Origin of the sequence: Curvibacter soli, assembly GCF_029211125.1 — a bacterium.
Taxonomy (GTDB): Bacteria; Pseudomonadota; Gammaproteobacteria; order Burkholderiales; family Burkholderiaceae_C; genus Curvibacter_A; species Curvibacter_A soli.
Genome location: NZ_JARGEN010000017.1, coordinates 63,628 through 89,410, shown reverse-complemented (window position 1 = coordinate 89,410; position 25,783 = coordinate 63,628). Strand labels below are relative to the sequence as shown.

The following is a 25,783-nucleotide window of genomic DNA, read 5'->3' as shown; positions in this document are numbered from 1 at the left end:
ATTTCATTTGAAATGATATTGAATGCTACCAAATCCGTCCAAACGTCCCCCCGGAAAAGCAAAACCCCGCCGTGGCGGACCACGGAGGGGTTTTGCGGTTGCCGGACTGCGGGTCCGCGCCTTTCTGTCTCAGCGCAGGGCCGGCACCGCCTTGAGTGCCCGCACGGCACCCTCGCCCATGGCAGCGCCGAACTTCTTGGCCAGCCGCTCGGCCACGTTGTCGCGGCGCGTGTAATCCACGATGTCCTCGGCCTTGACGACCTCGCGCGCCACGTAGTCGAGGTTGCCCAGGTGGTCGGCCAGGCCGATGTCGATGGCCTGCTGGCCGGTCCAGAACAGGCCGCTGAACAGCTCGGGGGTGTCTTCCTTCAGGCGCTTGCCGCGCCCGGCCTTGACCACGCCGATGAACTGCTGGTGGATCTGCCCGAGCATGGCCTGCGCGAATTCGCGCTGCTTGTCGGTCATGGGGCTGAACGGGTCAAGGATGCCTTTGTTCTCGCCGGCGGTGAGCAGGCGGCGCTCCACGCCAAGCTTGTCCATGAGGCCGGTGAAGCCGAAGCCGTCCATCAGCACGCCGATGCTGCCGACGATGCTGGCCTTGTCCACGTAGATCTGATCGGTGGCCGCGGCGATGTAGTAGGCGGCGGAGGCGCAGCTTTCTTCGACCACGGCGTAGGTCGGCTTCTTGTGCAGGCCCTTGAGGCGCACGATCTCGTCGTTGATGATGCCGGCCTGCACGGGGCTGCCACCGGGCGAGTTGATCAGCAGCACCACGGCCTGCGCGCCATCGTCCTCGAAGGCGCTGCGCATGGCGGCGACGACGGATTCGGCACTGGCGTCCGAATCGGTGGCGATCTCGCCCTTGATGTTGACGACCGCCGTGTGCGCGGTGGTCTTGTCGCTCGACGGCGCAGCGCGCGAGAACAGCACCAAGCCTGCGATGACGAAGAACACCAGCCACGCCAGCCGCAGCGCGTTGCGCCAGCGCCGCGCCGCGCGCTGCTCGGCCAGGGCCGCGAAAGCCAGCTTCTCCAGCACGCCACGCTCCCAGCCGGGGGCCTCCGCCGCAGCCGGCTTGCGCGCGCTGGCCGCGGGAGCGTCAGGCGCCCATGGGTCACCCCCTGCGGCGGTGGTTTCGGTGCCCGGCTGGCCGGGCTGGTTGGATTCGCTCATGTGCTCAGAACTCGACGGGAATAAGGTTGTAGGCAGTATGCCAGCGCACCACGCCGTCGCTTTCGGACAACGCGATCTTGACCAGGCCGCCGCGGCACGGCCCGCCCACGCAGGCGCCGCTGTCGGGCGCGTAGGCAGCGCCGTGGGTGGCGCACAGCAGCCACTGGCCGCTGTCGTCGAAGAAGCGGTCGGGCTGGTAGTCCATCTCCATCGCCACGTGGGTGCAGCGGTTCAGGTAGGCGTGCGCGCGGCCCTCGAAGCGGATGGCGAAGGCGCGGCAGGTCTGGCCCGCGTACCGCACGTCGAAGGGCACGGCGAGGCTGCCTTCGGCGAGGTCGCCGCTGTTGCACAGGGGTATGGCGCGGTCGTCGTTTTGCATGGTGCCGTGGGCGCGGGGCGGATCAGGCGTTCTGCAGCAGCCAGACATGCAGGTCGTCCACCGAATGGGCCACGTGCAAGGGGCCGAGCGCGCCGAAGGCGTCGGGCGCATGGGCGCCGTAGCTCACGCCCACGCTGGCGCAGCCGGCGTTCACGGCCATCTGCAGATCGTGCGTGGTGTCGCCGATCATCAGCACGCGCCCGGGCGCGACGCCGAACTCGGCCATCAGTTCGTGCAGCATCAGCGGGTTGGGCTTGCCGGCGGTTTCGTCCGCCGTGCGCGAGCCGTCGAACACGCCGCGCAGGGCCACGCTGCGCAGCGCCTCGTCGAGCCCGCGCCGGCTTTTTCCGGTGGCGACCGCCAGCAGATGCTGGCGCTGCTTGAGTGCGTCGAGCAGCGGCAGCACGCCGCCGAACAGCGCGATGTCGTCCTGGTGCTGCAGGTAGTGGTGACGGTAGCGGTTGCCCAGTTCGGGGTATTTCGCGGGCGGCACGTCGGGCGCGGCATGGGCCAGAGCGCGGGAGAGTTCCATGCCGATCACGTAGGCGGCCTCGGTGTCGCTGGGCACGGTGCCGCCCACATCGCGCACCGCGGCCTGGATGCAGCGCACGATGATCTGCGTGGAGTCGAACAACGTGCCGTCCCAGTCGAAGGCGATGAGGTCGAAGCGGCGCGGGGATGAAGCAGGCATGGGCACGATTATCCGACGCCCAGCGCTGCATCGCCGAAGCCCTGCAGCTCCGCGGGCAACGGCGCGAGCAGTTCGATGGCGTCGCCCGTGGCCGGATGCGCGAAGCGCAGCCGCCAGGCGTGCAGGAACATGCGCTTGAGCCCGGCCTTCTGCAGCCGCCGGTTGAGGTCGAAGTCGCCGTACTTGTCGTCGCCCGCGATCGGGTGCCCGTTGGCCGAGAGGTGCACACGGATCTGGTGCGTGCGCCCGGTCTTGATCGTCACCTCCAGCAACGAGAAGGCAGGCAGGCCCCGCTTTGCCTGCGCGCCGATGGTGGAACGTACCCGTACCAGCGTGACCGAGCGCAGGCCCTCGGGGTCTTCAGGCGTGGTCACGCGCACGCGGCGCTCGCCGGCATCGGCGCTGCCTGCGGCTGCGGGCAGCAGGTATTTGCGCAGCGGCTGGTCGATCACCTTCTTGCGCGCGGGCCACTCGCCGGTGACGAGCGCCAGGTAGGTCTTGCCGGTCTCGCGCTCGCGGAACTGGTTCTGCAGATGGGTGAGCGCCGAGCGCTTCTTGGCGACGAGCAGGATGCCCGAGGTCTCGCGGTCGAGCCGGTGCACCAGTTCGAGAAATTTCGCGCCCGGGCGGGCCCGGCGCATCTGCTCGATCACGCCGAAGTCCACGCCGCTGCCGCCATGCACGGCCACGCCCGCGGGTTTGTCGATGGCGAGCAGGTGCTCGTCTTCGAACAGAACCGGGAATTCGCGCCCCGGCGCCGGCTGCGCAGCCTTCTGCACCGCCGCGCCGGACACGCGCACGGGCGGCAGGCGCACCTCGTCGCCCGCGGCCAGGCGCGTGTCGGCAGCGGCGCGGCCCTTGTTCACCCGCACCTCGCCGCTGCGGATGATGCGGTAGACGTGGGTCTTGGGCACGCCCTTCAACTGGCGCAGCAGGAAATTGTCGAGCCGCTGGCCCGCCGCGTTTTCGTCCGCCACCACGGTGCGCACGGCGGGCGCTTTGCCCTCTATAATGTGTTTCACTAGCGCGATGCTGTAAGTGGTTGATTTTTCTGGAGTTTAGTCCACACAACCCGAAAGCTACGCGCTGGCAGGTCGATGCCAGGGGTGTCGTGCCCGCCCGCCGCCCGGCCCGATTGGCCCTGCGGAGGCAGCACGCCGCCCGGCGGACCGACACGTTGAAACCCCGATACGGAATATCCCAGTTCCGCCAGCGCCAGCCCTGAAAAGCCGGCGCCGGGCGGACGGACAAAAGCGAGAAACTCGTGCTGATGGCGTTGGTGCATATCTTCTGGCGGTGGCTGTTGCCCCCGCCCGTCGGCGTCACCACACCCGCAGCCCCATCCCCCGAGCGCCCCACGCCGCACCCGCGGCGGCTGCATTGCAGCGGCGCCGGCTCGCCCCCATCCACGCGCCCTTGCACCGGTTGACGAGCTAGCGCGCAGGCGCTCCTCGCATCGGCGGCAGACCCGGCAATTCCCTTCGTTTCCTCGCGTCAGTCCCGGCATCGCTGGCTCCTCGAGAGCCTGTTGTTCGTTATCCACGAAACGCCCGGCATGCCCGCACATATCTCGCGGACAGGCCTGGCACTGACGCAGGAAGGAAACGCATCATGAAACGGATGCTGATAAACGCCACGCAGCCCGAAGAGCGGCGCCTGGCCATCGTCGACGGGCAGAAGCTCCTCGACTACGAGATCGAGATCGAAGGGCGCGAGCAGCGCAAGGGCAACATCTACAAGGCCGTGGTCACGCGCGTGGAGCCCAGCCTGGAAGCCTGCTTCGTCGACTACGGCGAGGACCGCCACGGCTTCCTGCCGTTCAAGGAAATCTCCAGGCAGTACTTCGCCGCCGGCGTCTCGCCCGGCCAGGCGCGCATCAACGAGGTGATCAAGGAAGGCCAGGAACTGCTGGTCCAGGTTGAAAAGGAAGAGCGCGGCAACAAGGGCGCAGCCCTGACCACCTTCGTCAGCCTGGCCGGGCGCTACGTGGTGCTGATGCCCAACAACCCGCGCGGCGGCGGCGTCAGCCGGCGCATCGAGGGCGAGGACCGCGCCGAGCTCAAGGAGGCGATGGACCAGCTCGAATACCCGCAGGGCATGAGCATCATCGCGCGCACCGCGGGCATCGGCCGCAGCGCGCCCGAGCTGCAGTGGGACCTGAACTACCTGCTCAAGCTCTGGACCGCCATCGACGGCGCGGCCAAGACTGGCAAGGGCGCGTTCCTGATCTACCAGGAGTCGTCGCTGGTGATCCGCGCGATCCGCGACTACTTCAACAACGACATCGGCGACATCCTGATCGACACCGACGACATCTATGAGCAGGCGCACCAGTTCATGGCGCACGTCATGCCCGAGCATGCCAGCCGGGTCAAGCGCTACCGCGACGACGCGGCGTTGTTCAGCCGCTTCCAGATCGAGCACCAGATCGAGTCGGCCTACGCCCGCACCGTCACCCTGCCCTCAGGCGGCGCCATCGTGATCGACCACACCGAGGCGCTGGTGTCCATCGACGTCAACTCCGCGCGCGCCATCAAGGGCGGCGACATCGAGGAAACCGCCACCCGCACCAACCTCGAAGCCGCCGACGAAGTGGCCCGCCAGATGCGCCTGCGCGACCTGGGCGGCCTGATCGTGATCGACTTCATCGACATGGAGGAAAGCAAGAACCGCCGCGAAGTGGAAAACCGCCTGCGCGACGCGCTGCGCCAGGACCGTGCGCGCGTGCAGTTCGGCACCATCAGCAAGTTCGGCCTCATGGAAATGAGCCGCCAGCGCCTGAAACCCGCACTCAGCGAGGGGTCGTCCATCCCCTGCCCACGCTGCGGCGGCTCCGGCCACATCCGCGACACCGAATCATCGGCACTGCAGATCCTGCGCATCATTCAGGAAGAATCGATGAAGGACAACACCGCCGCCGTGCACTGCCAGGTGCCGGTGGAGGTGGCCAGCTTCCTGCTCAACGAGAAGCGCACCGAGATCGCCAAGATCGAGCTCAAGCAGCGCGTGGCCGTGCTGATGGTGCCCAACAAGTCGCTCGAGACCCCGCACTACAAGCTCGAGCGCCTGAAGCACGACGACGCCCGTCTGGACAACATCGAGCCCAGCTACAAGCTGGCCGAGGAAGTCGAAGACCCGACCACTGTCACGCGGCGCTCGCAGGAGCCCACGAACAAGCAGACCCCGGTGATCAAGGGCGTGCTGCCCGACGCGCCGGCACCGGCGGCCGAACCCCGGCCCGAACCCCGGCCCGAACCGCGCCCGCATCCCGCGACGCGCGCCGAGGTGCGCCCCCACCGGCCCGAGGCACGCCCCGCCGCTGCAGCCCCCGTGGCGGCACCTGCCGAGATGGGCTTCGTCGCCTGGCTGAAGAACCTGCTCGGCTTCAAGCCCTTGCCCGCCGCCGAACCCGCCCCCGCTGCAGCTCCGCCCGTGCCGGCAAAGGACGGTGGTGCCCGGCGCGATGGCCGTGGCGGCGCACGCCGCAATGAACGCGGCGAACGCCCCGCCGAAGGCCGAGGCGGGCGCGACGGGCGCCGTGGCGAACGCACCGAAGGCCGCGGCAGCCGCGATGGCCGTGGCGAGCGCCCCGAAGGCGAGGCACGGCGCGACGCCCGCGAGGCGCGCGAAGGCCGCGAGCCGCGTGAACCTCGCGAGCCCCGTGAACCCCGCCAGGGCAGCCCGCGCGAACGACGCCCGGCCACCGAAGTGGCCGCCGACGGCGCGGTTGCGCAGAACGGCCTGCCCACCGAGGGCACCGACAACGCGCAGCCGGCCCGCCAGGAACGCGGCGAGAACGCCGGCGGCCGGCGCGAGCGCGGCAACCGTGGCGAGCGCGGGGAACGCCGCGAACGCCCGCCGCGCCAGGACGCAGAAGCCTCTTTCACTGAAGGTGCGGCCCAGCCATCCACCGAGGCGCTCGCAGAAAACGCGCAGCCCTCGGCGGACAACGCCCAGCAGCCCGAGGAGCAGCGCCAGCGCCGTTCGCGCGACCGCTACGGACGCGACCGCCGCGAGCGCAACGCCAGCCGCGAAGCCGGCGCCGCGCCCGCCGAGGCGGATGGCGCCGCTTACGAAGCGCCCGTCGCCACCGCAGCGCCGGTGACCGACGCTGCGGCGGACAACGCCGCCGAGCTGCCGCGCCGTAGCTACTTCAGCCAGGCCAACCCCGCGCCCGTCGCCACGCCCGTCGTCGAAAGCCTTGCCGAAGAAGCCCCGGCCCCCGTGGCCGCGCCCGCCGCTGCGGCAGAACCCGCAGCGCCCGTGGCGCCTACGGTGGTGGACGCCATCGCCCCGACACCCGCTGCGGCACCGGCGGCACCGGCGGCACCGGCGGCAGCGCCCGCCGCGCTGCCGCGCGTGCAGGCGTTCACGCTGCCCGTGGTTGATTTGATCCAGGTGGCGCAGGGCTCCGGGCTCGAATGGGTGAACTCCAACGCCGAGAAGATTGCCGCCGCCCAGGCCGCCATCGCCGCCGAGCCGCAGCCCGTGCATGTGCCGCGCGAGCGTCCGCCCGCAGCCGCCATCGACGCCGGCCCGCTGGTGCTGGTGGAAACGCGGCGCGATCTGCGATCGCTGCAACTGCCTTTCGAGCAGCAGCAGGCGGCCCAGGCGCCCCAGCAGCAGCCCGCGGCCTGAAAACCCGCCCGCGGGCGGCCTCCCCGGGAGCCGGGTACGATGGCCGCCTCGCTCCCACCCGCGAGCCCTGCCGCCCCCGTGGCGCAGGGCTCGCGCCATTTCCGTTGCCCGACCCTTGCCGATCCGCGAGTAGCCCATGCTGTTCCTGCTCTCCCCCGCCAAGTCGCTCGACTATGAAACGCCGCTGCCCGCCGGCATCGCCCACAGCCGTCCGCTGTTCGTGGCGCAGGCGCGCCAGCTCATCGATGTGCTGCGCCGCCAGTCGCCGCAGCAGATCGCGGAGCTGATGCACCTGAGCGATGCGCTCGCGGGCCTGAACGCGGCGCGCTACCAGGCGTGGTCGCCCACCTTCACGGCGAAGAATTCGCGCCAGGCAGTCATGGCCTTCAACGGCGACGTGTACGAGGGCCTGGACGCGCGCTCGCTGACCGCGGATGCGCTGGCCTGGACGCAGGAGCACGTGGCGATCCTCAGCGGCCTGTACGGCGTGCTGCGCCCGCTCGACTGGATGCAGCCCTACCGGCTGGAGATGGGCACGGCGCTGGCCACCGGCACGGGCGCAAAGAACCTCTACCAGTTCTGGGGCCCCGTGATCGCGCAGCACCTCAACGAACGGCTGCAGGCCCACACGACGCCGGTGGTGGTCAACCTCGCGTCGCAGGAATACTTCAAGTCGGTGGACCGCAAGGTGCTCAAGGCGCGCGTGGTGGAGTGCGTGTTCGAGGACTGGAAGGGCGGGCAGTACAAGGTCATCAGCTTCTTCGCCAAGCGCGCGCGCGGGCTCATGGCACGCTACGCGGCCACGCTGCGCGCGGGCACGCCGCGCCAGCTCGAAGGCTTCGACCTCGAAGGCTATGCGTTCGCGCCCGCAGCCTCGGAGCCCGACCGGCTGGTGTTCCGCCGCAAAGTTGGCTAAAAACCCGACCATGCGCCAGAACACACACCAGACCATCACCCCCGAACTGCGCCAGTGGATCGTGGAGCAGGCCCAGGCCGGCTTTCCCGCCCCGGTGGTGCTGCAATCCATGCTCGACTCCGGCTGGGCCGAGGACGTGGCCGTGGAGGCCATGGAAACCGTGCTGCAGCAGCACCTGGACACCCTGTCCGAGGAGCGCGGCCTGCCGCCCGCGGTGCCGGTGCCCGAACCATCGCTTGGCGAGGCGCCGCTCCACGTGGACGTGGGTGACCGCCAGGTGCACGTGCTGCTGGCCATGGCGCAGCCGCGCATCGTGGTGTTCGGCAACCTGCTGTCCGACGAGGAATGCCAGGCCATCATCGACGCCGCCGGGCCACGCATGAAACGCTCGCTGACCGTGGCGCTGATGAACGGCGGCGAGGAGCTGAACGCCGACCGCACCAGCGACGGCATGTTCTTCGCGCGCGGCGAAACCGAGGTGGTGGCCCGGCTCGAAGCGCGCATCGCCCGCCTGGTCAACTGGCCGCTGGAAAACGGCGAAGGCCTGCAGGTGCTGCGCTACGGCCCCGGCGCCGAATACAAGCCGCACCACGACTACTTCGACGTCGTGGCGCCGGGCACGCCCAGCATCCTCAAGCGCGGCGGCCAGCGCGTGGGCACGGTGGTGGTCTATCTCAATGACCCTGAGAAGGGCGGCGGCACCACCTTCCCCGACGTGCACCTCGAAGTCGCGCCCAAGCGCGGCAACGCGGTGTTCTTCAGCTACGAACGGCCCCACCCGTCCACCAGGACGCTGCACGGCGGCGCGCCGGTGATCGCGGGCGAGAAATGGATCGCCACCAAGTGGCTGCGCGAACGCGAGTTCACTTGAACCTGGAAACAGCAGTTGACCGCTTCGTATCCCTTGCCAGGCCGCATGAAATCGAGCGTTCACGGCTTCGATGGGGTTCACCTCATTGGTGAGAGCGCTATGCACCTGCTGTTTCCAGGTTGAAAATAATTACTGGTCAAATCGAACTCCAGCGCTTCATCCACCTGCGGCAGCAGCTACTAAAACAATAGCAATGAACACCCCGGAACAATCGCTGCTCGGCAAGCGCTCGGCCTATGCGGACCAGTACAACGCGGCGCTGCTGTTCCCCATCGCGCGCGCGGGCAAGCGCGCCGAGATCGGCATCGCGGGCCAGCCGCCTTTCTTCGGTGCCGACCTGTGGACCGCCTACGAGCTGGGCTGGCTGAACCCGCGCGGCAAGCCGCAGGTGGCGCTGGCGCACGTCACCATGCCGTGCGACACGCCCAACATCGTGGAGAGCAAGTCGTTCAAGCTCTACCTCAACAGCTTCAACAACACGCATTTCGACAGCGCCGAGGCCGTGCGCGAGCGCATCCGGGCCGACGTGGGCGAGGCCGTATCGCGCGGCGCGGCACAAGCCACCAGCGTGGGCGTGAAGCTGCTGCTGCCCGATGCGTTCGACCGCCAACCCATGCACGAGCTCGACGGCCTGAGCCTGGACCGGCTCGACGTGGAATGCACGCGCTACACCCCTGCGCCAGAGCTGCTGCGCGCCAGCTTCGGCGAGCCACCGGTCAGCGAAGTGCTGGCGAGCAACCTGCTCAAGAGCAACTGCCTGGTGACGGGCCAGCCTGACTGGGGCAGCGTGCAGATCGCCTACAGCGGCCCGCAGATCGACCAGGAAGGGCTGCTGCAGTACCTGGTGAGCTTTCGCAACCACAACGAGTTCCACGAGCAGTGCGTGGAGCGCATCTTCATGGACCTGTGGACGCGCTGCAAGCCCGTGAAGCTGACGGTGTATGCGCGCTATACGCGCCGCGGCGGGCTGGACATCAACCCCTGGCGCACCAGCCACCCGCAGGCGCCGCCACCCAGCGTGCGCACCGCGCGGCAATAGCCGCCGCGCGGGGGGGCCTATGCCTGCTGCCAATCGCAGCGCAGCAGGCCGCGCGCATGCAGGGCGCGGCGCGGTACTGTGCAGGTACAGCGCCGGCAGCGCCGTGCCCAGCAGGCACAGCGGCGCGAACAGCGGCAGCGGCAGCGGCAGCGCAACCACGGGCAGCCAGCCCACCCAACCCACGAGCCACACAAGCTCAACACCTTTTTGCCAGAATTGTGGATTTTCCGCCCCGCCCTGCCAATATTGCTCCGGCCCCATGAATTTTGAACTTTCGTGAGTCGTTTGCCTGTGGCAGTCCGTCCACGACGACTCTCGACTTCAAAGGGCCGGATCAATAGGTTCAACCTGGAAACGGCAGTTGACCGCTTCGTATCCCTTGCCAGGCCGCATGCAATCGAGCGTTGCCGGCTTCGATGGCGTTCACCTCGTGGGTGAGAGCGCTATGCACCTGCCGTTTCCAGGTTCAACTGCCATGGTTTCCGTAGTTGACTTCGCCGCCCCGGGCCGGGCCTCCCGGCGATCTGTCGCCGGGCTGCTGCCGCGCGGGTGACGCACCGCGATCCTGCCGCGCCGGGCGTTCGCGCTGCACGCGCTCCTGCTGTTGCTGTTGCTGTTGCTGTTGCTGTTGCTGGTGCATCTGCATCTGCTGCTGGCGTACCGCCTGTTCGCGCTGCGCCCGCTCCTGCTGCATTTGCTGCTGGCGCTCCGTTCGGTCGCGCTGCATGCGGTCCTGCTGCATCTGGCGGTCACGCTCCTGCTGCATCTGCTGCTGGCGCATCACGTCATCGCGCTGGGCGCGCTCGCGCTGTTGCTGCTGCTGGGTTTGCTGCTGCATCTGCATCTGCTGCTGCACTCGCTGCGCCTCCTGACGCTGGGCGTCGATGGTGCGCGCGGCCTGCCCGCGGAAATCCCTGTCGCGCTGGGCCTGCCGGTCGCTCTCCCATTGGGCGCGGCGCGCGCGGTCGTCGCCGGACCATACGCCGTCCGGGCCGGGGCCGGGCGGCTGCGGGGACGGCACCGTGGAATACGTGCCGCCGCCTTCCTGGCGCGGCGGCGGACCGCGGAACTGCGGGCTCTCGTGGCGGCCGGGCTGCGGCGCGTTGCCGCGCCATGCCGGCGGCGCGCCGATCTGCCCGCGCTGCAGGTCGTCCGTACTGATCCGGACACCTTCATGGGGCCGGCGGCGGCCAAAGTCGTCGGCGGGCTGCACCGTCACCGCGCCGGGGCGGTGCTGGTAGGCATAGGCGCCGGGGCGCGGCGACGGCGCTGGATGCCTGGCACCCGGTGCCGGGCCCCAGCGGTTCACCCGGTCCAGGTAGCGCTGGCTGGCCCGAAAACCCGGGCGCCAGGCCTCGCCGGGCGCCAGCGGAAACCACCCGACGCCCGGGCCCGGGCGCCCGGAACCGATGGAGATGTTCCACTGGGTGTTGCCGCTGCCGCCGCCCACGAAACCCACGAGCGCCGGGGCATACGCGGGCCGCGGCTGGCGCGGCCCGGGCACCCAGGCCCAGCGCGGGCCGATCTGCGCCCAGCGGCCATAGTGGAAGGGCGCGAATCCCCAGGGTGCATCGTCGACCCAGGTCCAGCCCCAGGGGGCAACCCAGCGCCACTGCCCGTAGCGGTAGGGCGCCCAGTCGGCCACGGCCACGCGCGGGTACCAGATGGTGCCGTAGGTCACGTCGCTCTGCCACTCGCCATAGGAATCCAGTTGCTGGTAGCCCGTGACCTCGGGGGATACGTAGCGCGTAGCCGGGCTTTGCGCCACGGAGCGGTCGCGCCCGGCCACCCAGTCGTCGAAGGCATCGCGCGCAATGGCCGCCTGCACGCCCGCCTGGGCCAGATTGCGGCCCGTGAACCGGGTTTCCAGCCCCGCGACGAGCGTGCGCGATTCGGCGTTCTCGCCATAGGCCGTGCCGCTGCCATTGCGCACGGCCACGCGCGTCACGCCGCCCTGGGGATCGACGTCGAAGCGGTACTCGCCCGGCTGGCTGGCGACGAAGGCCATGTTGGGGGTGTCGACCTCGTAGCGCTCGTCCGGGAAAAGGGTGCGTATCTGCAGCGCCAGCGTGCCCTCGGTCAGCCGCAACTGCGTCGCCGTGTCGTCGAGCCGGGTGAACTGCAGCACGCTGCGCTCGCCCAGGCGGATGGCGGTGGAGCCGCTGAAGATTTCCGCGCGTGCGCCGGGGTTGGTGGCGAGCTGGTCGCCGGAGGTCAGGGGGCGGTTGGCCTCGACGGCCTGCCAGTCGGCGGCGCCCTGCGGCGCGAAGTTGACGCTGCCCTGCGCCGCCGAAACCCAGGCCGCGCGGTCTGGCGGATCCTGCACCGGCTCCTGTTCCTGCGCCCACGCCACAGCACCCGCCAGGGCGCAAGCCCAGGCCGCGACGCGCAGCGTCCATGCATTCCAGTGTCGGTGTGTCATACGCTCCTTCTGCCCATGGGCATTGCATGCCCTTCCCTGGGTTAGAACGCGCGAGCATGCCGCGAAGTTCGCACGGCCACCCCTCGAAATGGTGAAGCCCGGCTGCATTTTTGCAACAAATTGCCGTGCGGGCCCGGCACCTTGCGTGACCGGCGCCTCCAACTTGCGGGTTCAGCCGCCCGACAGCGCGGCCTTGACCGCCGCCGATACCGCGCCCATGTCGGCCTTGCCGGCCAGGCGCGTCTTGGCCGCGCCCATGACCTTGCCCATGTCGCCCGGCCCCGAGGCGCCGAGCTCGGCGACGATGGCGCGCACTTCCGCGGCGACCGCGGCGGCATCCAGCCGCGCGGGCAGGTAGGCCTCCAGCACCTTGATTTCGCCGGCCTCCTTGTCGGCCAGGTCGGTGCGGCCCGCCTGCGTGAAAGCGGCGATGGAATCCTTGCGCTGCTTGATGAGCTTGTCGAGCAGCGCCACGACGACCACGTCGTCGGACAGCACGCGCTCATCCACTTCCTTTTGCTTGATGGCCGCCAGCAGCAGGCGGATGGTGCCCAGGCGCTCGCTGTCCTTGGCGCGCATGGCGGCCTTCATGTCTTCGGTAATCCGGTCTTTGAGGGACATGGTGTGATCTCCGGTGCAAACAACAAAACAGGACCTCCGCAAAACGTGCTTCACTGGCGGCGGCGCCCCGTGCCAATGCCGGGGCCGCATTCTCTTTTGCGTACGTCGTAAAAAACAAAACCCGCGCCTGGCGTCCCGAGCGCGGGTTGAAACGTAGCGGGCCGTGCCGTGCGGCGCGCCCGCGGCGCTGTACCGACGGGTCAGTACAGCTTCTTGGGCAGTTGCATGCTGCGCACGCGCTTGTAGTGGCGCTTGACGGCGGCGGCCTTCTTGCGCTTGCGCTCGGCGGTGGGCTTCTCGTAGAACTCGCGGGCGCGCAGGTCGGTCAGCAGGCCCAGTTTTTCAATGGTGCGCTTGAAACGGCGCAGAGCCACGTCGAAGGGCTCGTTTTCTTTCACACGAATGGTGGTCATTAGCTAATGGTTTCCGAAATGGGCGATCAGCGGGGGCCAAGGAAGATCGGGCCTGGGCTCCTTGATCGCAGGTTCCCCGACATACAGTTGATCAGGCCGTCGGGGGTTTGCCAGCAAAGTCGGCCATTATAGCTTTTTGCTTTTCGGCTCAAGCTCCTCCGTCACGCTAGCCGAACTCCTGCACGGCGCGGAAAAAAGCAGCCGCGTCAGCGAGAACCTGTCTGCCATCGAGGACTTTTGCAGCCGCCTGGAAGTGCTGCCCTATGGCACCAAGGCAGCCCAGCACTACGGAGCCATACGCGCTGCCCTGGAAAAAATCGGCCAGCCCATTGGCGTGAACGATCTGCACATTGCAGGCCACGCCCGCAGCGAAGGCTTGGTGCTGGTGACGAACAACGCAGCGGAATTCGTGCGCGTGCCCGCGCTGGAAGTGGAGAACTGGGTCTATCCCAGCCAGTAAACCCCGCACGACCGTGTAACTCTTGGGCCGACACGGGTTTGCAGCACGAAGGTCTTGCGCCGCGCCCCCACGTACATGCCAAAGCCTGGGGCAACATTCGCGCCGGCGTCATAGACAATGCATTGCTTGGGGACAGCCGCCTTCTCACAACGCCCACCGTCCTGCCGTCTCTGACGACAGGACGGACCGCTGGCTGGAGAGGAGAGTTTGGCCCGGTTGTCCCGGGTGACGGTGAAGCGCATACCCCCTCGGGCAGTTGTCATGGCAGCGTGATTTTGTCTGCGCACAACCTCCGGTTTACGGCGCTGCCTGATGGTTCCAGCAGATTCTCAAAGGTCTTCGATTCGCAATGAGTTCAGAAAAATCAACAACTTACGATTACAAAGGGCCTGAATTCGACGACCTGAAAAATCACACGCCCATGATGGCCCAGTACCTCGCCGCCAAGGCGCAGTACCCGCAGACGCTGCTGTTCTACCGCATGGGCGACTTCTACGAGCTGTTCTATGCCGACGCGGAGAAGGCCTCGCGGCTGCTCAACATCACGCTTACGCAGCGCGGGCAGTCCGCCGGGCAGCCGGTGGTGATGGCCGGGGTGCCGTTCCATGCGGTGGAGAACTACCTCGCGCGGCTCATCAAGCTCGGCGAGTCGGTGGCGATCTGCGAGCAGGTGGGCGACGTGGCCACGGCCAAGGGGCCGGTGGAGCGCAAGGTGGTGCGCGTGGTGACGCCCGGCACGCTGACCGACACCGCGCTGCTCAACGACAAGGCCGAATCGATCCTGCTGGCCGTGCACCAGGGCCCGCGCGCGGCCTGCGGCCTGGCCTGGCTGGCCGTGACCCAGGGCACGCTGCACCTGGCCGAATGCGATGCCGACGCGCTGGGGGGCTGGATCGCCCGCGTGGCGCCCAGCGAGCTGCTCTACAGCGCCGGCGCCACCGAGCGCTTCGAGCAGCAGTTGCAGGCCCTGCGCGGCGCGGCGGCGCTCACGCCGCGCCCGGACTGGCAGTTCGACGCCGGCCTGGGCCAGCGCAAGCTGTGCGAGCAACTGGGCACGGCCAGCCTCGCGGCCTGGGGCGCGCAAGACCTGCCGCAGGCCCAGGCCGCCGCCAGCGCGCTGCTGGCCTATGCCGAGCACACGCAGGGCCGGGCCCTGTCGCACCTGCAGGGCATGCAGGTGGAGCGCGCCGACGCGTTGATCGACCTGCCGCCAGCCACGCGCCGCAACCTGGAGCTGGTGCGCACGCTGCGCGGCGAAGAGTCGCCCACCCTCTTCTCGCTGCTCGACACCTGCATGACCGGCATGGGCAGCCGCCAATTGCGCAACTGGCTGCTCGAACCCCGGCGTGCGCGCGGCGAGGCGCAGGCGCGACTGGACGCCATCGCCGCGCTGCGGCAGCCGCAGGACGCGGGGGCGGACTTGTGGCAGCGCCTGCGCGAGCAGCTCAAGGGCATGGGCGACGTGGAGCGCATCACCGCCCGCGTCGCGCTGCGCCAGGTGCGCCCGCGCGAACTGGTGGCGCTACTGCTTTCGCTACAAAAAGCAGAGCTGCTTGCGCCCGTTCTGCCTGCGCTGGAGCCACTTTTGGCTGATATTTCCAGCCATCTGTTGCCGCCCCCCGGCTGCGCCGCGCTGCTGGCGCGCGCCATCGAGCCCGAGCCCGCCGCGCTGGTGCGCGACGGCGGCGTGATCGCCACGGGCTTCGACGCCGAGCTCGACGAGCTGCGCGCCATCCAGGACAACTGCGACGGCTTCCTGCTCGATCTCGAAAGCCGCGAACGCGCACGCACGGGCATCGGCAACCTGCGCGTGCAGTTCAACAAGGTGCACGGCTTCTACATCGAGGTGACGCAAGGCCAGCTCGACAGCGTGCCCGCCGACTACCGCCGCCGCCAGACGTTGAAGAACGCCGAGCGCTTCATCACGCCCGAGCTGAAGGCTTTCGAGGACAAGGCGCTGTCGGCGCAGGAGCGGGCGCTGGCGCGCGAGAAGTGGCTCTACGAGCAGGTGCTCGACCAGCTCCAGCCCTTCGTGCCCGCGCTGGGCGCGCTGGCGCGGGCGCTGGCGGCGCTCGACGCGCTGTGCGCGCTGGCCGAGCGCTCGCTCACACTCGGCTGGTGCCGGCCCACCTTCGCGCCCGAGCCCTGCATCGAGATCGAGCAGGGCCGCCATCCGGTGGTGGAGGCGCGGCTGGCCGAGACGGGCGCGGGCGCATTCATCGCCAACGACACGCGGCTGTCGGCCAAGCAACGCATGCAAATCATCACCGGCCCCAACATGGGCGGCAAATCGACCTACATGCGGCAGGTGGCCTGCATCGCGCTGCTGGCCAGCATGGGCAGCTACGTGCCCGCGCGCGCCTGCCGGCTGGGGCCGCTGGACGCCATCCATACCCGCATCGGCGCGGCCGACGACCTGGCCAACGCGCAGTCCACCTTCATGCTCGAAATGACCGAGGGCGCGCAGATCCTGCACGCCGCCACCCGGCATTCGCTGGTGCTGATGGACGAAATCGGGCGCGGCACCTCCACCTTCGACGGGCTGGCGCTGGCATCCGGCATCGCCAGCTACCTGCACGACAAGAGCCAGGCGTTCACACTGTTCGCCACCCACTATTTCGAGCTGACCGAGTTCCCGGCCCGGCACCACGGCGCGGTGAACATGCATGTGAGCGCCGCCGAATCGGGCAGCGACATCGTGTTCCTGCACGAGATCCAGCCCGGCCCGGCCAGCCGCAGCTACGGCATCCAGGTGGCGCGGCTGGCCGGCATGCCGGCCGCCGTGGTGCAGCACGCGCGCGGCGCGCTCGCCGCGCTGGAGGCGCAGCAGAGCGCCGCGCAGGCCCAGGTGGATCTGTTCGCGCCGCCGCCCGAAGTCCCGACCGCCGAACCTGGCCCGGTGGAGGCGGCGCTGTCAGCGCTCGACCCTGACGCATTGAGCCCGCGCGACGCGCTGCAAGCGCTCTACGGACTCAAGAAGCTGGCGCGGCGCGGGTAGCCGGTTTCAGAGGGCCGCAGCAGGACGGCAAGCTCGATGCGGCCCCTGGCTCGCGGCTCGTGTCCGGCGCGCTGCGGTTGACGGTCAATTGGCCGTGTAGCCGCCGTCCACGACCAGTTCAGCGCCATGCACGAACGAGGATTCGTCCGAGGCCAGCAATGTCCTGGCAGGTCTTGGCCCAGCGGGCTTCGGCCTCGGTGGTGGCTTCGACCGTTTTCAGGTTTTTGGCGTTGACTTCCTTGATCAGCATGGCAATCCACTCGACCCGGGTCTCAATCGTGGGCGGCAGGTTGGTGAAGGGGCCGTTGGGGCCCAGCACCATGAACTCGACCTGCCGAGGCGCCGCCAACCCTGCCGGCGCCTCGGCGGAGCCTACGAGCTCAGCCCAAGGCGCGGTCAAGGCACCCGCGCTGCGGGTGAAAAGACCTCTCCTGCCATATTCCTGCCCTCCGTGATTTCAGGAGTCGTCGCCACCGCCCCCGATTTCCCAAAATGCCAGCGCGACTGCTAACAGCAGCAACCCTCCCAGGCAACCCCGCGCCACACTCCCGCGCGGAGTTTCATCGTCCTGGATGCACGGAACATGGTCCTCGGCGGGCAGGAAAATCAGCGCCAGCAGCGCGCCTACCATTGCCTGCATCCAGAGCACGAAGCCGCCCAGCGCGAGCAGCGCCAGCCCTATCAGAACGAAATCCATGGCATCACCTCCATGCCGGCCAGCCGGCGTAAGCACCCAGCCCATACAGCAACTCAATCGCAGCCCGACAGCGCGGCAAGCCCTGCCAGTACAAGACATGCCAACAGGATCGATTTACCGATCCGCGCCAGCAGTATCGACAGCACCCAGGACGCGAGCAAAAAACACCGCAGCCCATTCCACAGCAGCGCCCCCCACGCATACCGGCCGGCTCCGGTCCGCATGGGCCTGGCCTGCGGTAATGCGCCCGCCGCAACGGACAGCCCCGTCAGAACACCGAGCGCGCACAACGCCAGAACAACCGCACCCATGGCAACCTCCCTTCAGGCATCATCGACCCGGCAAGGTTAGCGCCCCGCAGGCTCAAATACTGAGCCTGCGGCGCACCCGCTATCCGTCGCGGGCATACAGATCGGCCAGCGCCGCAGCCTCCCCAGCCACACGCCGGCGCAGGGCGGGCGGCCCTTCAACCCGCACATGGCGGCCGTGGCGCAGGATGTCCATGCGCAATTCCCGCTCGTCGCCATAGGGCACGCGCAAGCGGTAGTCCCCATCGGGCATGAACTCGGATTTCTGCTCCGGGTGCCAGCGCTCGGACGCCACCCAGCGCGCGCGCTCCGCCGCAAAGCGCAGCACCGCCCAGGCACGCTGGCGCCCGCCAAAAATACCGTATGCCGACGCATAGTGGGCGTCCAGTGCCGATTCGCGCATGTCGATGGCCGACGCCGGCAGCAGCCGCACGCGGCGCAGCGTGTCGAGCGAGAAGCTGCGCAGTCCCCGCCGCCAGTGGCACCAGGCATCCAGATACCAGTTGTCGCGGTAGTGGGTCAGGCGCTGCGGCGACACCGTGCGCGTGTTCACCTCGTCGCGCCTGCGGTTCCAGGCGTCGAGCTCGCTGCGCCGGCGCTCCAGTAGGCCGGCTGCCACCTCGGCGAAGAAGCGCGGCTGCGTGGCGCGCCGGGTCGTGGACAGCAGCCGCACGCGCTGCCTGACCTCGGCGGCGGAACCGCCCGAAGCATCCCCCAGCAACCCCGCCAGCCGCTCCTGCAGCGGCGCCACGTGCACGGCGAGCACGCCGGGCGCGATCTCGCCCAGCACCTGGTGCGCAACCAGCAGCGCATGCAACTCGCCGCAGGAAAACCACAGCCCCGGCAGCGTATGGGCCGCCTGCGGTGCCACGGCCTCGAACCTGTAGCCGCCGGCATCGCGGTCCCACGTGATGGGCGACTGCAGCCGTTCGCGCAGGTATTCCATGTCGCGCTTGAAAGTGGCCCGGGACACCCCCGAGTTCGGCGAGGAACACTTGCGTCGGCACCACGCGGCGGGCACGCAGCATTCTGTCGATCAGATAGAAACGTTCCGTTCGGTTCACGGCCTCGGCCCTCCCGCATGCATGTATACAGCACGGACTACACTTCATGCCTTTGAAAACACAATTCGCCCCATGACCTACTGCGTCGCCATCAAGCTCAACGCCGGCCTGGTGTTCCTCTCCGACTCGCGCACCAACGCGGGCCTGGACCAGATCAGCATCTTTCGCAAGATGATCGTCTACGAGAGGCCGGGCGACCGCTTCATGGTGCTGCTGTCGGCGGGCAATCTCTCGATCTCGCAGTCGGTGCGCGAGATCCTGCAGGTCGAGCAGATCAAGGAGAGCGAGGACAGCGACCCGATCACGATCTGGAACGCGCGCAGCATGTTCGACGCCGCCCGCGTGCTGGGCCAGGCGGTGCGCCATGTGTACGAGCGCGACGCCGCCTCGCTCAAGCAGGCGGGTGTGGAGTTCAACGTGTCGCTGATCTTCGGCGGCCAGGTCAAGGGCGAGGGCATGCGACTGTTCCAGGTGTATTCCGCCGGCAACTTCATCGAGGCCACGCCCGAGACGCCCTACTTCCAGATCGGCGAATCCAAGTACGGCAAGCCCGTGCTCGACCGCGTGCTCGCGCCCGAGACGCCGCTGGCCGAGGCTGCCAAGTGCGCGCTGGTGTCGATGGACTCCACGCTCAAGTCCAACCTCTCGGTGGGCCTGCCGCTGGATCTGGTGGTGTACGAGGCCGACCAGTACCAGACCGACAAGATCGCCTGCCTGGGCCACGACAACCCCTACTTCCGCATGGTGCACGACATCTGGGGCCAGCGCCTGCGCGAGGTGTTCGACAGCATCGACGACCCGATGTGGAACGGCGGCCAGACCAGCGCGCCGCTGCTGGTGCCGGGCTCCATCAACAAGCCGCTGAAGAAGATCACCAACTCCAGCGAACGGTTGATCTAGCACGGTGTTCGATGCCTGGCGGCACAAATAAAAGCGATGCGTTTTGGCGCAGGGCAAGGCGCGGTTTCGGCTGTGCTGCATAGCGTTGAGCATTAGCCCGCACGCGGGCTGCCGCGGCGGCTGTGGACGCTCGAACAGGCGCCCGCGCTGCTGCCCCTGAGCGTCAGCCCCTGAGCGCCATCGCCTTCAAGGCTTCTGCGGCCCTTTGCGCCAATGCAGGGGCTGTATTTTTTGATACTCCCGGGGAGTACACCTTTTCTTCGCTTTATTTTCCTGCGCTGGCAGGCAGGCACAGGGGGAGTATCCTGTTTCCGCCGCTGCCGCCCGTTCACCGCCGGGCGCGCATCCCGGCCACGGCGACCTTCACCCGCCGGCCCACGCCAGCAGCCCGCTCCAGGCCGTGGCCAGCACCACGAGGCCGAAGGCGATGCGGTACCACGCGAACGGCACGAAGCTGTGGCTGGCGATGTAGCGCAGCAGCCAGCGCACGCACAGCCACGCACTGACGAACGAGAACGCCAGCCCGACGGCGAACAGCGGCGCGTCCTGCGGCGACAGCAGCGCGCGCTGCTTGTACAGGCTGTAGGCGCCCGCGCCGACCAGCGTGGGGATGGCCAGGAAGAACGAGAAATCGGTCGCCGCCTGCCGCGACAGGCCCAGCAGCATGCCGCCGATGATGGTGGCGCCGCTGCGGCTGGTGCCCGGCACCATGGCCAGGCACTGGGCCAGGCCGACCTTGAGCGCGTCGAGCGGCGTCATCGCCTCCACCGACTGCACACGCACCGCCGCGGGCGCGCGCCGCTCGGCCCACAGGATGACGAAGCCGCCGAGGATGAAGGTGGACGCCACCACCATGGGCGTGAACAGGTGCGCCTGGATGGCCCTGCCGAACAGCAGGCCCAGCACTGCGGCGGGCAGGAAGCCGATGCACACGTTGAGCGCCAAGCGCCGCGCCCACGGCTCGCCGGGCAGCGCGGCCAGCGTGGCGCGGATGCGCTGCCAATACACCAGCACCACGGCAAGGATGGCGCCGGTCTGGATGGCGATGTCGAACACCTTGGCGCGCTCGTCTTCGAAGCCCAGCAGCGCGCCGGCGAGGATCAGGTGCCCTGTCGATGAAATGGGCAGGAATTCGGTCAGGCCCTCGACCACGCCCATGACGGCGGCCTTCACCAGCAAAACGGTATCCACAGACGCTCCTTGAAACGGTTGGCATTATGGTGGCGGCGCGCGCTGCTCCACGCGCCGGCGCAGGACGTGGCCGCGCTGGTGGCGCAGCCGCGCCAAGCTGGAGAGGCCCATGCGTTCGCCATCGGCCAGGGCCGCATGCTGCACGCCACGGCCAGCATCGGCCTGGCGCTGTACGACGGCCACCCCGCCCCACCAGCACCCGATCAACGCCGCCGACCGGGCCATGTACCGGGCCCAGGGGTGAGAGGGCCGCAACCGGGTCCGCAGCGCCCCGGCGCTCCCGTCTAGGGAAAACCCCCGCACGCCGCGTCAGGCTTTCTTCAGTGGGCAGGGGGTACGATCTGCCTCCGCGTAACAATGGCCGGCCTGGTGCGCACTGCATGCGGGCCGCCGCGCGCCGACGACCATAACGACAGGAGACACACGGTGTCAGGACTCCTCAAACTCGCCCTCGGCGTGGATTGGCTTTCGGGCAGGCTCAGCAAGATCGCCGGCTGGGCGGTGCTGCTGGCCTCGATCATTTCGGCGGGCAATGCGTTCGTGCGCTACGGGCTGGATGTCAGCTCCAACGCCTGGCTCGAAATCCAGTGGTACCTGTTCGCCGCCACCGTCATGCTCGGCGCGCCGCTGGTGCTGAAGTTCAACGAGCACGTGCGCGTGGACATCCTGTACGGCAAGCTCTCCAGCCGGGGGCAGGTCTACGTGGACATCTTCGGGCTGCTGTTCTTCCTGCTGCCGGTGATGGGCCTCATGACCTGGCTCACCTGGCCCTTCTTCTGGAAGATGCTGGAGAGCGGCGAGATGTCGGGCAATATCGGCGGCCTGATCCGCTGGCCCGCAGCGCTGCTGATGCCCGTGGGCTTCGGCGCCATGGTGCTGCAGGGGCTGGCCGAGATCGTCAAGCGCGTCGCCTTCCTGCGCGGGGAGTTCGCCATGAACACCCATTACGAGAAACCGCTGCAGTAAACCCTGCCGCCCGGCACGCGCGCTTCCCGCATCCTTCGCAGGCACTGGACAACTATGCACATGGAAAATTTCGCCCCCCTCATGTTCGCGGGGCTGGTGGTCATCATGCTGATCGGGTTTCCGGTCGCATTCTCGCTTTCGGCACTGGGCCTGTTCTGCGGCTTCTTCGCCATCGAGATGGGCTGGTTCCCCGCGGGCTTCATGTCCAACCTGCCGCTCAACGTCTTCGGCATCCTCTCCAACGAGACACTGCTGGCCATCCCCTTCTTCACGCTGATGGGCGCCGTGCTCGAGAAGTGCGGGCTGGCCGAGGACATGCTCGACTCCATGGGCCAGCTCTTCGGCCCGGTGCGCGGCGGCCTGGGCTACTCGGTCATCATCGTCGGCTTCATCCTCGGCGCGATCACGGGCACGGTGGCGGGCCAGGTGATCGCCATGGCGATGATCTCGCTGCCGGTCATGATGCGCTACGGCTACGACATGCGCTACTCCACCGGCGTGCTGGCGGCCTCGGGCACCATCACGCAACTGGTGCCGCCGTCGCTGGTGCTGATCGTCATGGCCGACCAACTCGGCACCGACGTGGGCCAGATGTACAAGGGCGCCTGGGGGCCGTCCATCCTGCAGGTGCTGGTCTTCGCGGCCTACACCTTCCTGCTGAGCCGCATCAAGCCCGGCCATGTGCCCGGCCTGCCGGTCAACGCGCGCACGCTGCACGGCTGGGCGCTGTGGGGCAAGTGCCTGCGCGGCATCATCCCCTCGGCCATCCTGATCTTCGCGGTGCTGGGCTCCATGGGCGGATTGCCGTTCATGGACCACGCCATCGCCACGCCGACCGAGGCCGGCGCCATGGGTGCCGTGGGCTCACTGGTGCTGGCGGCCATCCACCGCCGCCTGAACTGGGCGCTGCTCAAAGAGGCCATGGACGGCACCATGCGGCTGACCGCGATGGTGGTGTTCATCCTGATCGGCTCGCGCATGTTCTCGCTGGTGTTCCAGGGCGTGGATGGCGCCAAGTGGATCGAGCACACGCTCTCCAGCCTGCCGGGCGGGCAGATCGGCTTCCTGATCGCGGTGAACGTGTTCGTGTTCTTCCTCGCGTTCTTCCTCGACTTCTTCGAGATCGCCTTCATCATCCTGCCGCTGCTCGGCCCCGTGGCCGCCAAGCTGGGCATCGACATGGTGTGGTTCGGCGTGCTGCTGTGCGTGAACATGCAAACCAGCTTCATGCACCCGCCGTTCGGCTTCGCGCTGTTCTACCTGCGCGGCATCGCCGACACGCTGTTCAAGAACGGCACGCTGCCGCGCAAGGTGGAGTCGCGCGACATCTACCTGGGCGCGCTGCCGTGGGTGCTGATGCAGTTGCTGCTCGTGGGCATCGTGATCTTCTTCCCGCAGACCGTCACGGTGTTCCTTGACAAGAAGGTCGAGATCGACATCGACAAGGTGCACCTGGAAATGCCAAGCGACACGGACGCCGCGCCCCAGATCGACATGGAAAACCCGTTCGGCACGCCGCCCGCCCAGGACGGGGCCAAGCCATGAACGCCGCGGCAGCACCGCCCCGCGAAGCGCCTGGCGTGCCAGCAGCCTGCGCAGGCCATGCCGCCATGGAAAGCGCCGCCTTCCCCGCACCCGTGCGCGTACTGGCCATTCTGGTGGTGGCGGGCCTTGCGGCATTCGCGCTCTGGAGCCTGCCCGCGCTGCGCGGTGCCGCATGGTCAGCCGGCAGCCTGGCGCTCTTCGCGCTGGCGGGCCTGTGCATCGCATGGACCGGCTGGTGGATCGTGCATGGCAAGACCCGGTTCGACGGCGTCCGGATCAGCCAGTCGTGGCTCTGGGGCCCCAAGAGCGCCGAGGTGCACGACGTGGCCCACCTGAAGCTGGTGCACTGGCAGGCGCTGGAGCGCATCGTGGCGCCGCGCCTGCTGGTGCGTCGGCGCAACGGCTCCCTGACCTGGTTCCACGCCGCCGACGCACGCCTGCTCACGGCCTTCGCCGCACGCGTGGCGGATGGCATGGGCAAGGCGCCGCAGGGCTGAAACGGCGGCGCCCGCCAACGAAAACGCCCGCCATCCTGGCGGGCGTTTTTTGCTTGTGCGCTGGAAGCGCCAAGCCAGCGTGCGTCAGGCGCCGAACTTCTGCGCCTGCATGAAGCGGTCGAACGTGCCTTCGGTGAAACGGAACCACACGTTCTCTTCGGCCAGGAACTTGGAATAGTCTTCGTAGACCTTCTTCCATTCGGGATTGCTGTTGCTGAGGTCGCTGTAGATCTGCTGCGCCGACTTCAGCGCCGCGCTCATGATTTCCTGCGAAAAGGGGCGCAGCTTGGTGCCCGCACCCACCAGTTGCTTGAGTGCGATGGGGTTCTTCGCGTCGTAGCGCGCGAGCATGGTGACGTGCGCGTGCGAGGCCGCGGCCTCGACCACGGCCTTGTACTCGGCGGGCAGCGACTCCCAGGCCTTGGTGTTGATGTAGAAGTCCAGATGTGGGCCGCCTTCCCACCAGCCGGGGTAGTAGTAGAACGGCGCGACCTTGTTGAAGCCGAGTTTCTGGTCGTCGTACGGGCCCACCCATTCGGCGGCGTCGATGGTGCCCTTTTCGAGCGCGGGATAGATGTCCGCGCCGGGAATCGACTGCGGAATCACGCCGAAGGGCTCCAGCACGCGACCGCAGAATGGGTTGGAGCGGAACTTCAGGCCCTTGAGGTCCGCGACAGTCTTCACTTCGCGGCGGAACCAGCCGCCCATCTGCGCGCCCGTGTTGCCGCCCGGCAGATTGATGATGTTGTACTTGGCATAGAAGTCGCGCATGAGCTTCAGGCCATTGCCCTCGTAGATCCAGGCGGACATCTGGCGCGCATTGAGCCCGAACGGAATGGCGCAGCCGATGCAGAACGTCGGGTCCTTGCCATAGAAGTAGTACGGCGCGGTGTGCGCCATCTCCACCGCGGCGCTCTGCACGCCGTCGACCACGCCGAAGGCCGGCATGATCTCGCCGCCCCCGTGCACCGAGATCTGGAACTTGCCGCCGGTCGCATCGCTGACCTTCTTGGCAAAGACCTCGGCGGCGCCGTAGATGGTGTCGAGCGATTTCGGGAAGCTCGATGCAAGGCGCCAGCGGATGGCCGCTTGCGCATGCACGGCAGGGGCAGCACCTGCGGCCAGCACGCCCGCGATGCCCGCGTGCTTGAGGATGGAACGACGATCCATGGGATTGACTCCGTTATTGAAATAGGAATGCGGCCCGCAACCGCTTATCGGACTTGTGGGCCGCGCGCCAAACGATTGTAGAAACCGCCCCCAGGCGCCCCGCTGGGGTTTTCCCTGCGCGACGGCATGGGCAGCGCCATCCATTCAGCAATCTGACAGCTTGCGGCCTGCATCACAGCCGCGCGCCAGCCATGAGCCACGCGGCCAGTCCCAGCATCATGCCGCCCGTGGCCGCGTCCAGCACGCGCCACGCGGCGGGGCGCGCGAACCAGGGCCGCAGCACCCGTGCGCCATAGCCCAGCGCCGCAAACCACAGCAGGCTCGCGCTGCCCACGCCGGCGACGAAAACGCCCTTCAACACCCCCGGCTGCCGGGCACCGAGCGGGCCGATGATGACCAGCGTATCGAAGTACACGTGCGGATTGAGCAGCGTGAACGCCGCCAGTTGCGCCAGCACCGTGCGCAGGCGGGCCGTCCCCGCGCCATCGGCCATGGCCGCGCTGCCGCCGCGCCATGCGCGCCGCAGCGCCAGCGCCCCATAGCCCAGCAGGAACATGCCGCCCGCCGCAGACAGCCACGCAGCCCAATCCGCACGCCCCTCCAGCACGCGCGCCACGCCCGCCACGCCGCAGAGGGCCAGCGTCACGTCGGCCACGGTGCAAAAGGCCACGCTGGCGCCCACGTGGCGGCGCAGCAGGCCCTGGCGCAGCACCATGAGGTTCTGCGCGCCGATGGCCACGATCAGCGACAGGCACACGGCGAAGCCCGCGCTCCAGGCGGAAAGGAAGGATGACGGCGGCAGCGGCATGCAGACAGAATGCCGG

Annotated in this window: 25 protein-coding genes; 10 read left to right on the top strand and 15 right to left on the bottom strand. The window is 68.4% G+C overall.

The features are described 5' to 3' along the window. Positions 1-129: 129 nt before the first annotated feature. From PY257_RS03950 to PY257_RS03935, 4 genes are read right to left on the bottom strand one after another with little or no spacing between them, the layout of a single operon-like run. Positions 130-1,173 (bottom strand): S49 family peptidase, encoded by a 1,044-nt coding sequence (locus PY257_RS03950; protein WP_275739060.1) that lies wholly within the window; start codon positions 1,171-1,173, stop codon positions 130-132. A 4-nt stretch (positions 1,174-1,177) separates the two neighbouring features. Further along, the gene (locus tag PY257_RS03945) at positions 1,178-1,552 is read right to left on the bottom strand and encodes a Rieske (2Fe-2S) protein (protein WP_275739058.1); all 375 of its coding nucleotides are present in this window, start codon (positions 1,550-1,552) and stop codon (positions 1,178-1,180) included. A 22-nt stretch (positions 1,553-1,574) separates the two neighbouring features. Then, a complete protein-coding gene (locus PY257_RS03940) occupies positions 1,575-2,243 on the bottom strand; it encodes an HAD-IA family hydrolase (protein ID WP_275739056.1) in 669 nt (222 codons plus the stop codon). Between the two features lie 8 nt (positions 2,244-2,251). Next, entirely contained in the window at positions 2,252-3,265 is a 1,014-nt protein-coding gene (locus PY257_RS03935; protein ID WP_275739054.1) for an RluA family pseudouridine synthase, read from the bottom strand. A 589-nt stretch (positions 3,266-3,854) separates the two neighbouring features. Between PY257_RS03935 and PY257_RS03930 the strand changes: the two genes are divergently transcribed. The 4 genes from PY257_RS03930 to queF all read left to right on the top strand — a co-directional run bounded on the left by PY257_RS03930 (position 3,855) and on the right by queF (position 9,707). After that, on the top strand, positions 3,855-6,881 hold the full coding sequence (locus PY257_RS03930; RefSeq protein ID WP_275739052.1) for an Rne/Rng family ribonuclease: 3,027 nt from the start codon (positions 3,855-3,857) through the stop codon (positions 6,879-6,881). Positions 6,882-7,017: 136 nt separating this feature from the next. After that, positions 7,018-7,797 (top strand): peroxide stress protein YaaA, encoded by a 780-nt coding sequence (gene yaaA / locus PY257_RS03925; protein ID WP_275739050.1) that lies wholly within the window; start codon positions 7,018-7,020, stop codon positions 7,795-7,797. A gap of 10 nt (positions 7,798-7,807) precedes the next feature. Next, complete coding sequence (locus PY257_RS03920; RefSeq protein WP_275739048.1) at positions 7,808-8,668, top strand: 2OG-Fe(II) oxygenase; 861 nt, start codon at positions 7,808-7,810, stop codon at positions 8,666-8,668. Between the two features lie 193 nt (positions 8,669-8,861). Beyond that, entirely contained in the window at positions 8,862-9,707 is an 846-nt protein-coding gene (queF, locus tag PY257_RS03915) for an NADPH-dependent 7-cyano-7-deazaguanine reductase QueF (RefSeq protein ID WP_275739046.1), read from the top strand. 466 nt (positions 9,708-10,173) lie between these two features. On the opposite strand, the gene PY257_RS03910 is transcribed toward queF, so the two are convergent. From PY257_RS03910 to rpsU, 3 genes are all read right to left on the bottom strand, one after another. Continuing rightward, positions 10,174-12,129: a FecR family protein gene (locus tag PY257_RS03910; RefSeq protein ID WP_275739044.1), complete on the bottom strand. Its 1,956-nt coding sequence runs from the start codon at positions 12,127-12,129 to the stop codon at positions 10,174-10,176. Between the two features lie 171 nt (positions 12,130-12,300). Continuing rightward, positions 12,301-12,750, bottom strand: a complete 450-nt coding sequence (locus tag PY257_RS03905; RefSeq protein ID WP_275739042.1) for a GatB/YqeY domain-containing protein — start codon at positions 12,748-12,750, stop codon at positions 12,301-12,303. A gap of 200 nt (positions 12,751-12,950) precedes the next feature. Continuing rightward, positions 12,951-13,163, bottom strand: coding sequence for a 30S ribosomal protein S21 (gene rpsU, locus PY257_RS03900; RefSeq protein ID WP_007833691.1), 213 nt, complete (start codon positions 13,161-13,163; stop codon positions 12,951-12,953). A 136-nt stretch (positions 13,164-13,299) separates the two neighbouring features. Here rpsU and PY257_RS03895 point away from each other — a divergent pair, with 136 nt between their 5' ends. Together PY257_RS03895 and mutS are read left to right on the top strand one after the other, a co-directional pair. Then, positions 13,300-13,623 (top strand): type II toxin-antitoxin system VapC family toxin, encoded by a 324-nt coding sequence (locus PY257_RS03895; RefSeq protein ID WP_275738940.1) that lies wholly within the window; start codon positions 13,300-13,302, stop codon positions 13,621-13,623. Positions 13,624-13,972: 349 nt separating this feature from the next. After that, positions 13,973-16,621 (top strand): DNA mismatch repair protein MutS, encoded by a 2,649-nt coding sequence (mutS, locus tag PY257_RS03890; protein WP_419095650.1) that lies wholly within the window; start codon positions 13,973-13,975, stop codon positions 16,619-16,621. Positions 16,622-16,739: 118 nt separating this feature from the next. Here the strand turns inward: mutS and PY257_RS03885 are convergent, their stop codons facing one another. From PY257_RS03885 to PY257_RS03870, 4 genes are all read right to left on the bottom strand, one after another. Further along, complete coding sequence (locus tag PY257_RS03885; protein ID WP_275738938.1) at positions 16,740-16,943, bottom strand: hypothetical protein; 204 nt, start codon at positions 16,941-16,943, stop codon at positions 16,740-16,742. Between the two features lie 135 nt (positions 16,944-17,078). Then, positions 17,079-17,318 (bottom strand): hypothetical protein, encoded by a 240-nt coding sequence (locus PY257_RS03880; RefSeq protein ID WP_275738936.1) that lies wholly within the window; start codon positions 17,316-17,318, stop codon positions 17,079-17,081. 53 nt (positions 17,319-17,371) lie between these two features. After that, positions 17,372-17,629: a hypothetical protein gene (locus tag PY257_RS03875; protein ID WP_275738934.1), complete on the bottom strand. Its 258-nt coding sequence runs from the start codon at positions 17,627-17,629 to the stop codon at positions 17,372-17,374. A 79-nt stretch (positions 17,630-17,708) separates the two neighbouring features. After that, complete coding sequence (locus PY257_RS03870) at positions 17,709-18,599, bottom strand: helix-turn-helix transcriptional regulator (protein ID WP_275738932.1); 891 nt, start codon at positions 18,597-18,599, stop codon at positions 17,709-17,711. A gap of 163 nt (positions 18,600-18,762) precedes the next feature. On the opposite strand from PY257_RS03870, the gene PY257_RS03865 reads away from it, so the two are divergent. Beyond that, positions 18,763-19,590 carry a proteasome-type protease gene (locus PY257_RS03865; RefSeq protein ID WP_275738930.1) on the top strand — a complete coding sequence of 276 codons (828 nt, stop codon included), beginning with the start codon at positions 18,763-18,765 and terminating at the stop codon, positions 19,588-19,590. A gap of 363 nt (positions 19,591-19,953) precedes the next feature. Here the strand turns inward: PY257_RS03865 and PY257_RS03860 are convergent, their stop codons facing one another. Continuing rightward, on the bottom strand, positions 19,954-20,781 hold the full coding sequence (locus PY257_RS03860) for an undecaprenyl-diphosphate phosphatase (protein ID WP_275738928.1): 828 nt from the start codon (positions 20,779-20,781) through the stop codon (positions 19,954-19,956). A gap of 24 nt (positions 20,782-20,805) precedes the next feature. After that, positions 20,806-21,006, bottom strand: coding sequence for a hypothetical protein (locus PY257_RS03855; RefSeq protein ID WP_275738925.1), 201 nt, complete (start codon positions 21,004-21,006; stop codon positions 20,806-20,808). Positions 21,007-21,207: 201 nt separating this feature from the next. Here PY257_RS03855 and PY257_RS03850 point away from each other — a divergent pair, with 201 nt between their 5' ends. Genes PY257_RS03850 through PY257_RS03840 form a run of 3 tightly spaced genes read left to right on the top strand, consistent with a single transcriptional unit; the run spans position 21,208 to position 23,789 of the window. Further along, positions 21,208-21,747: a TRAP transporter small permease subunit gene (locus tag PY257_RS03850; RefSeq protein WP_275738923.1), complete on the top strand. Its 540-nt coding sequence runs from the start codon at positions 21,208-21,210 to the stop codon at positions 21,745-21,747. A gap of 54 nt (positions 21,748-21,801) precedes the next feature. Beyond that, positions 21,802-23,292, top strand: coding sequence for a TRAP transporter large permease (locus tag PY257_RS03845; RefSeq protein ID WP_275738921.1), 1,491 nt, complete (start codon positions 21,802-21,804; stop codon positions 23,290-23,292). Further along, on the top strand, positions 23,289-23,789 hold the full coding sequence (locus tag PY257_RS03840; protein WP_275738919.1) for a hypothetical protein: 501 nt from the start codon (positions 23,289-23,291) through the stop codon (positions 23,787-23,789). Before PY257_RS03845 ends, PY257_RS03840 begins: the two co-directional genes overlap by 4 nt. A gap of 84 nt (positions 23,790-23,873) precedes the next feature. On the opposite strand, the gene PY257_RS03835 is transcribed toward PY257_RS03840, so the two are convergent. Together PY257_RS03835 and PY257_RS03830 are read right to left on the bottom strand one after the other, a co-directional pair. Next, positions 23,874-24,959 (bottom strand): TRAP transporter substrate-binding protein, encoded by a 1,086-nt coding sequence (locus PY257_RS03835; RefSeq protein WP_275738917.1) that lies wholly within the window; start codon positions 24,957-24,959, stop codon positions 23,874-23,876. Positions 24,960-25,131: 172 nt separating this feature from the next. After that, positions 25,132-25,767, bottom strand: coding sequence for a LysE/ArgO family amino acid transporter (locus tag PY257_RS03830; RefSeq protein WP_275738915.1), 636 nt, complete (start codon positions 25,765-25,767; stop codon positions 25,132-25,134). Positions 25,768-25,783 lie beyond the last annotated feature (16 nt).

Excerpts from the sequence above, each read along its gene's own strand:
- PY257_RS03950 (WP_275739060.1), bottom strand. The coding sequence starts at position 1,173 with ATGAGCGAATCCAACCAGCCCGGCCAGCCGGGCACCGAAACCACCGCC.
- PY257_RS03945 (WP_275739058.1), bottom strand. The coding sequence starts at position 1,552 with ATGCAAAACGACGACCGCGCCATACCCCTGTGCAACAGCGGCGACCTC.
- PY257_RS03940 (WP_275739056.1), bottom strand. The coding sequence starts at position 2,243 with ATGCCTGCTTCATCCCCGCGCCGCTTCGACCTCATCGCCTTCGACTGG.
- PY257_RS03930 (WP_275739052.1), top strand. The coding sequence starts at position 3,855 with ATGAAACGGATGCTGATAAACGCCACGCAGCCCGAAGAGCGGCGCCTG.
- yaaA (WP_275739050.1), top strand. The coding sequence starts at position 7,018 with ATGCTGTTCCTGCTCTCCCCCGCCAAGTCGCTCGACTATGAAACGCCG.
- PY257_RS03920 (WP_275739048.1), top strand. The coding sequence starts at position 7,808 with ATGCGCCAGAACACACACCAGACCATCACCCCCGAACTGCGCCAGTGG.
- queF (WP_275739046.1), top strand. The coding sequence starts at position 8,862 with ATGAACACCCCGGAACAATCGCTGCTCGGCAAGCGCTCGGCCTATGCG.
- PY257_RS03910 (WP_275739044.1), bottom strand. The coding sequence starts at position 12,129 with ATGACACACCGACACTGGAATGCATGGACGCTGCGCGTCGCGGCCTGG.
- PY257_RS03905 (WP_275739042.1), bottom strand. The coding sequence starts at position 12,750 with ATGTCCCTCAAAGACCGGATTACCGAAGACATGAAGGCCGCCATGCGC.
- rpsU (WP_007833691.1), bottom strand. The coding sequence starts at position 13,163 with ATGACCACCATTCGTGTGAAAGAAAACGAGCCCTTCGACGTGGCTCTG.
- mutS (WP_419095650.1), top strand. The coding sequence starts at position 13,973 with ATGAGTTCAGAAAAATCAACAACTTACGATTACAAAGGGCCTGAATTC.
- PY257_RS03885 (WP_275738938.1), bottom strand. The coding sequence starts at position 16,943 with ATGGTGCTGGGCCCCAACGGCCCCTTCACCAACCTGCCGCCCACGATT.
- PY257_RS03880 (WP_275738936.1), bottom strand. The coding sequence starts at position 17,318 with ATGGATTTCGTTCTGATAGGGCTGGCGCTGCTCGCGCTGGGCGGCTTC.
- PY257_RS03875 (WP_275738934.1), bottom strand. The coding sequence starts at position 17,629 with ATGGGTGCGGTTGTTCTGGCGTTGTGCGCGCTCGGTGTTCTGACGGGG.
- PY257_RS03865 (WP_275738930.1), top strand. The coding sequence starts at position 18,763 with ATGACCTACTGCGTCGCCATCAAGCTCAACGCCGGCCTGGTGTTCCTC.
- PY257_RS03855 (WP_275738925.1), bottom strand. The coding sequence starts at position 21,006 with ATGGCCCGGTCGGCGGCGTTGATCGGGTGCTGGTGGGGCGGGGTGGCC.
- PY257_RS03845 (WP_275738921.1), top strand. The coding sequence starts at position 21,802 with ATGCACATGGAAAATTTCGCCCCCCTCATGTTCGCGGGGCTGGTGGTC.
- PY257_RS03840 (WP_275738919.1), top strand. The coding sequence starts at position 23,289 with ATGAACGCCGCGGCAGCACCGCCCCGCGAAGCGCCTGGCGTGCCAGCA.
- PY257_RS03835 (WP_275738917.1), bottom strand. The coding sequence starts at position 24,959 with ATGGATCGTCGTTCCATCCTCAAGCACGCGGGCATCGCGGGCGTGCTG.
- PY257_RS03830 (WP_275738915.1), bottom strand. The coding sequence starts at position 25,767 with ATGCCGCTGCCGCCGTCATCCTTCCTTTCCGCCTGGAGCGCGGGCTTC.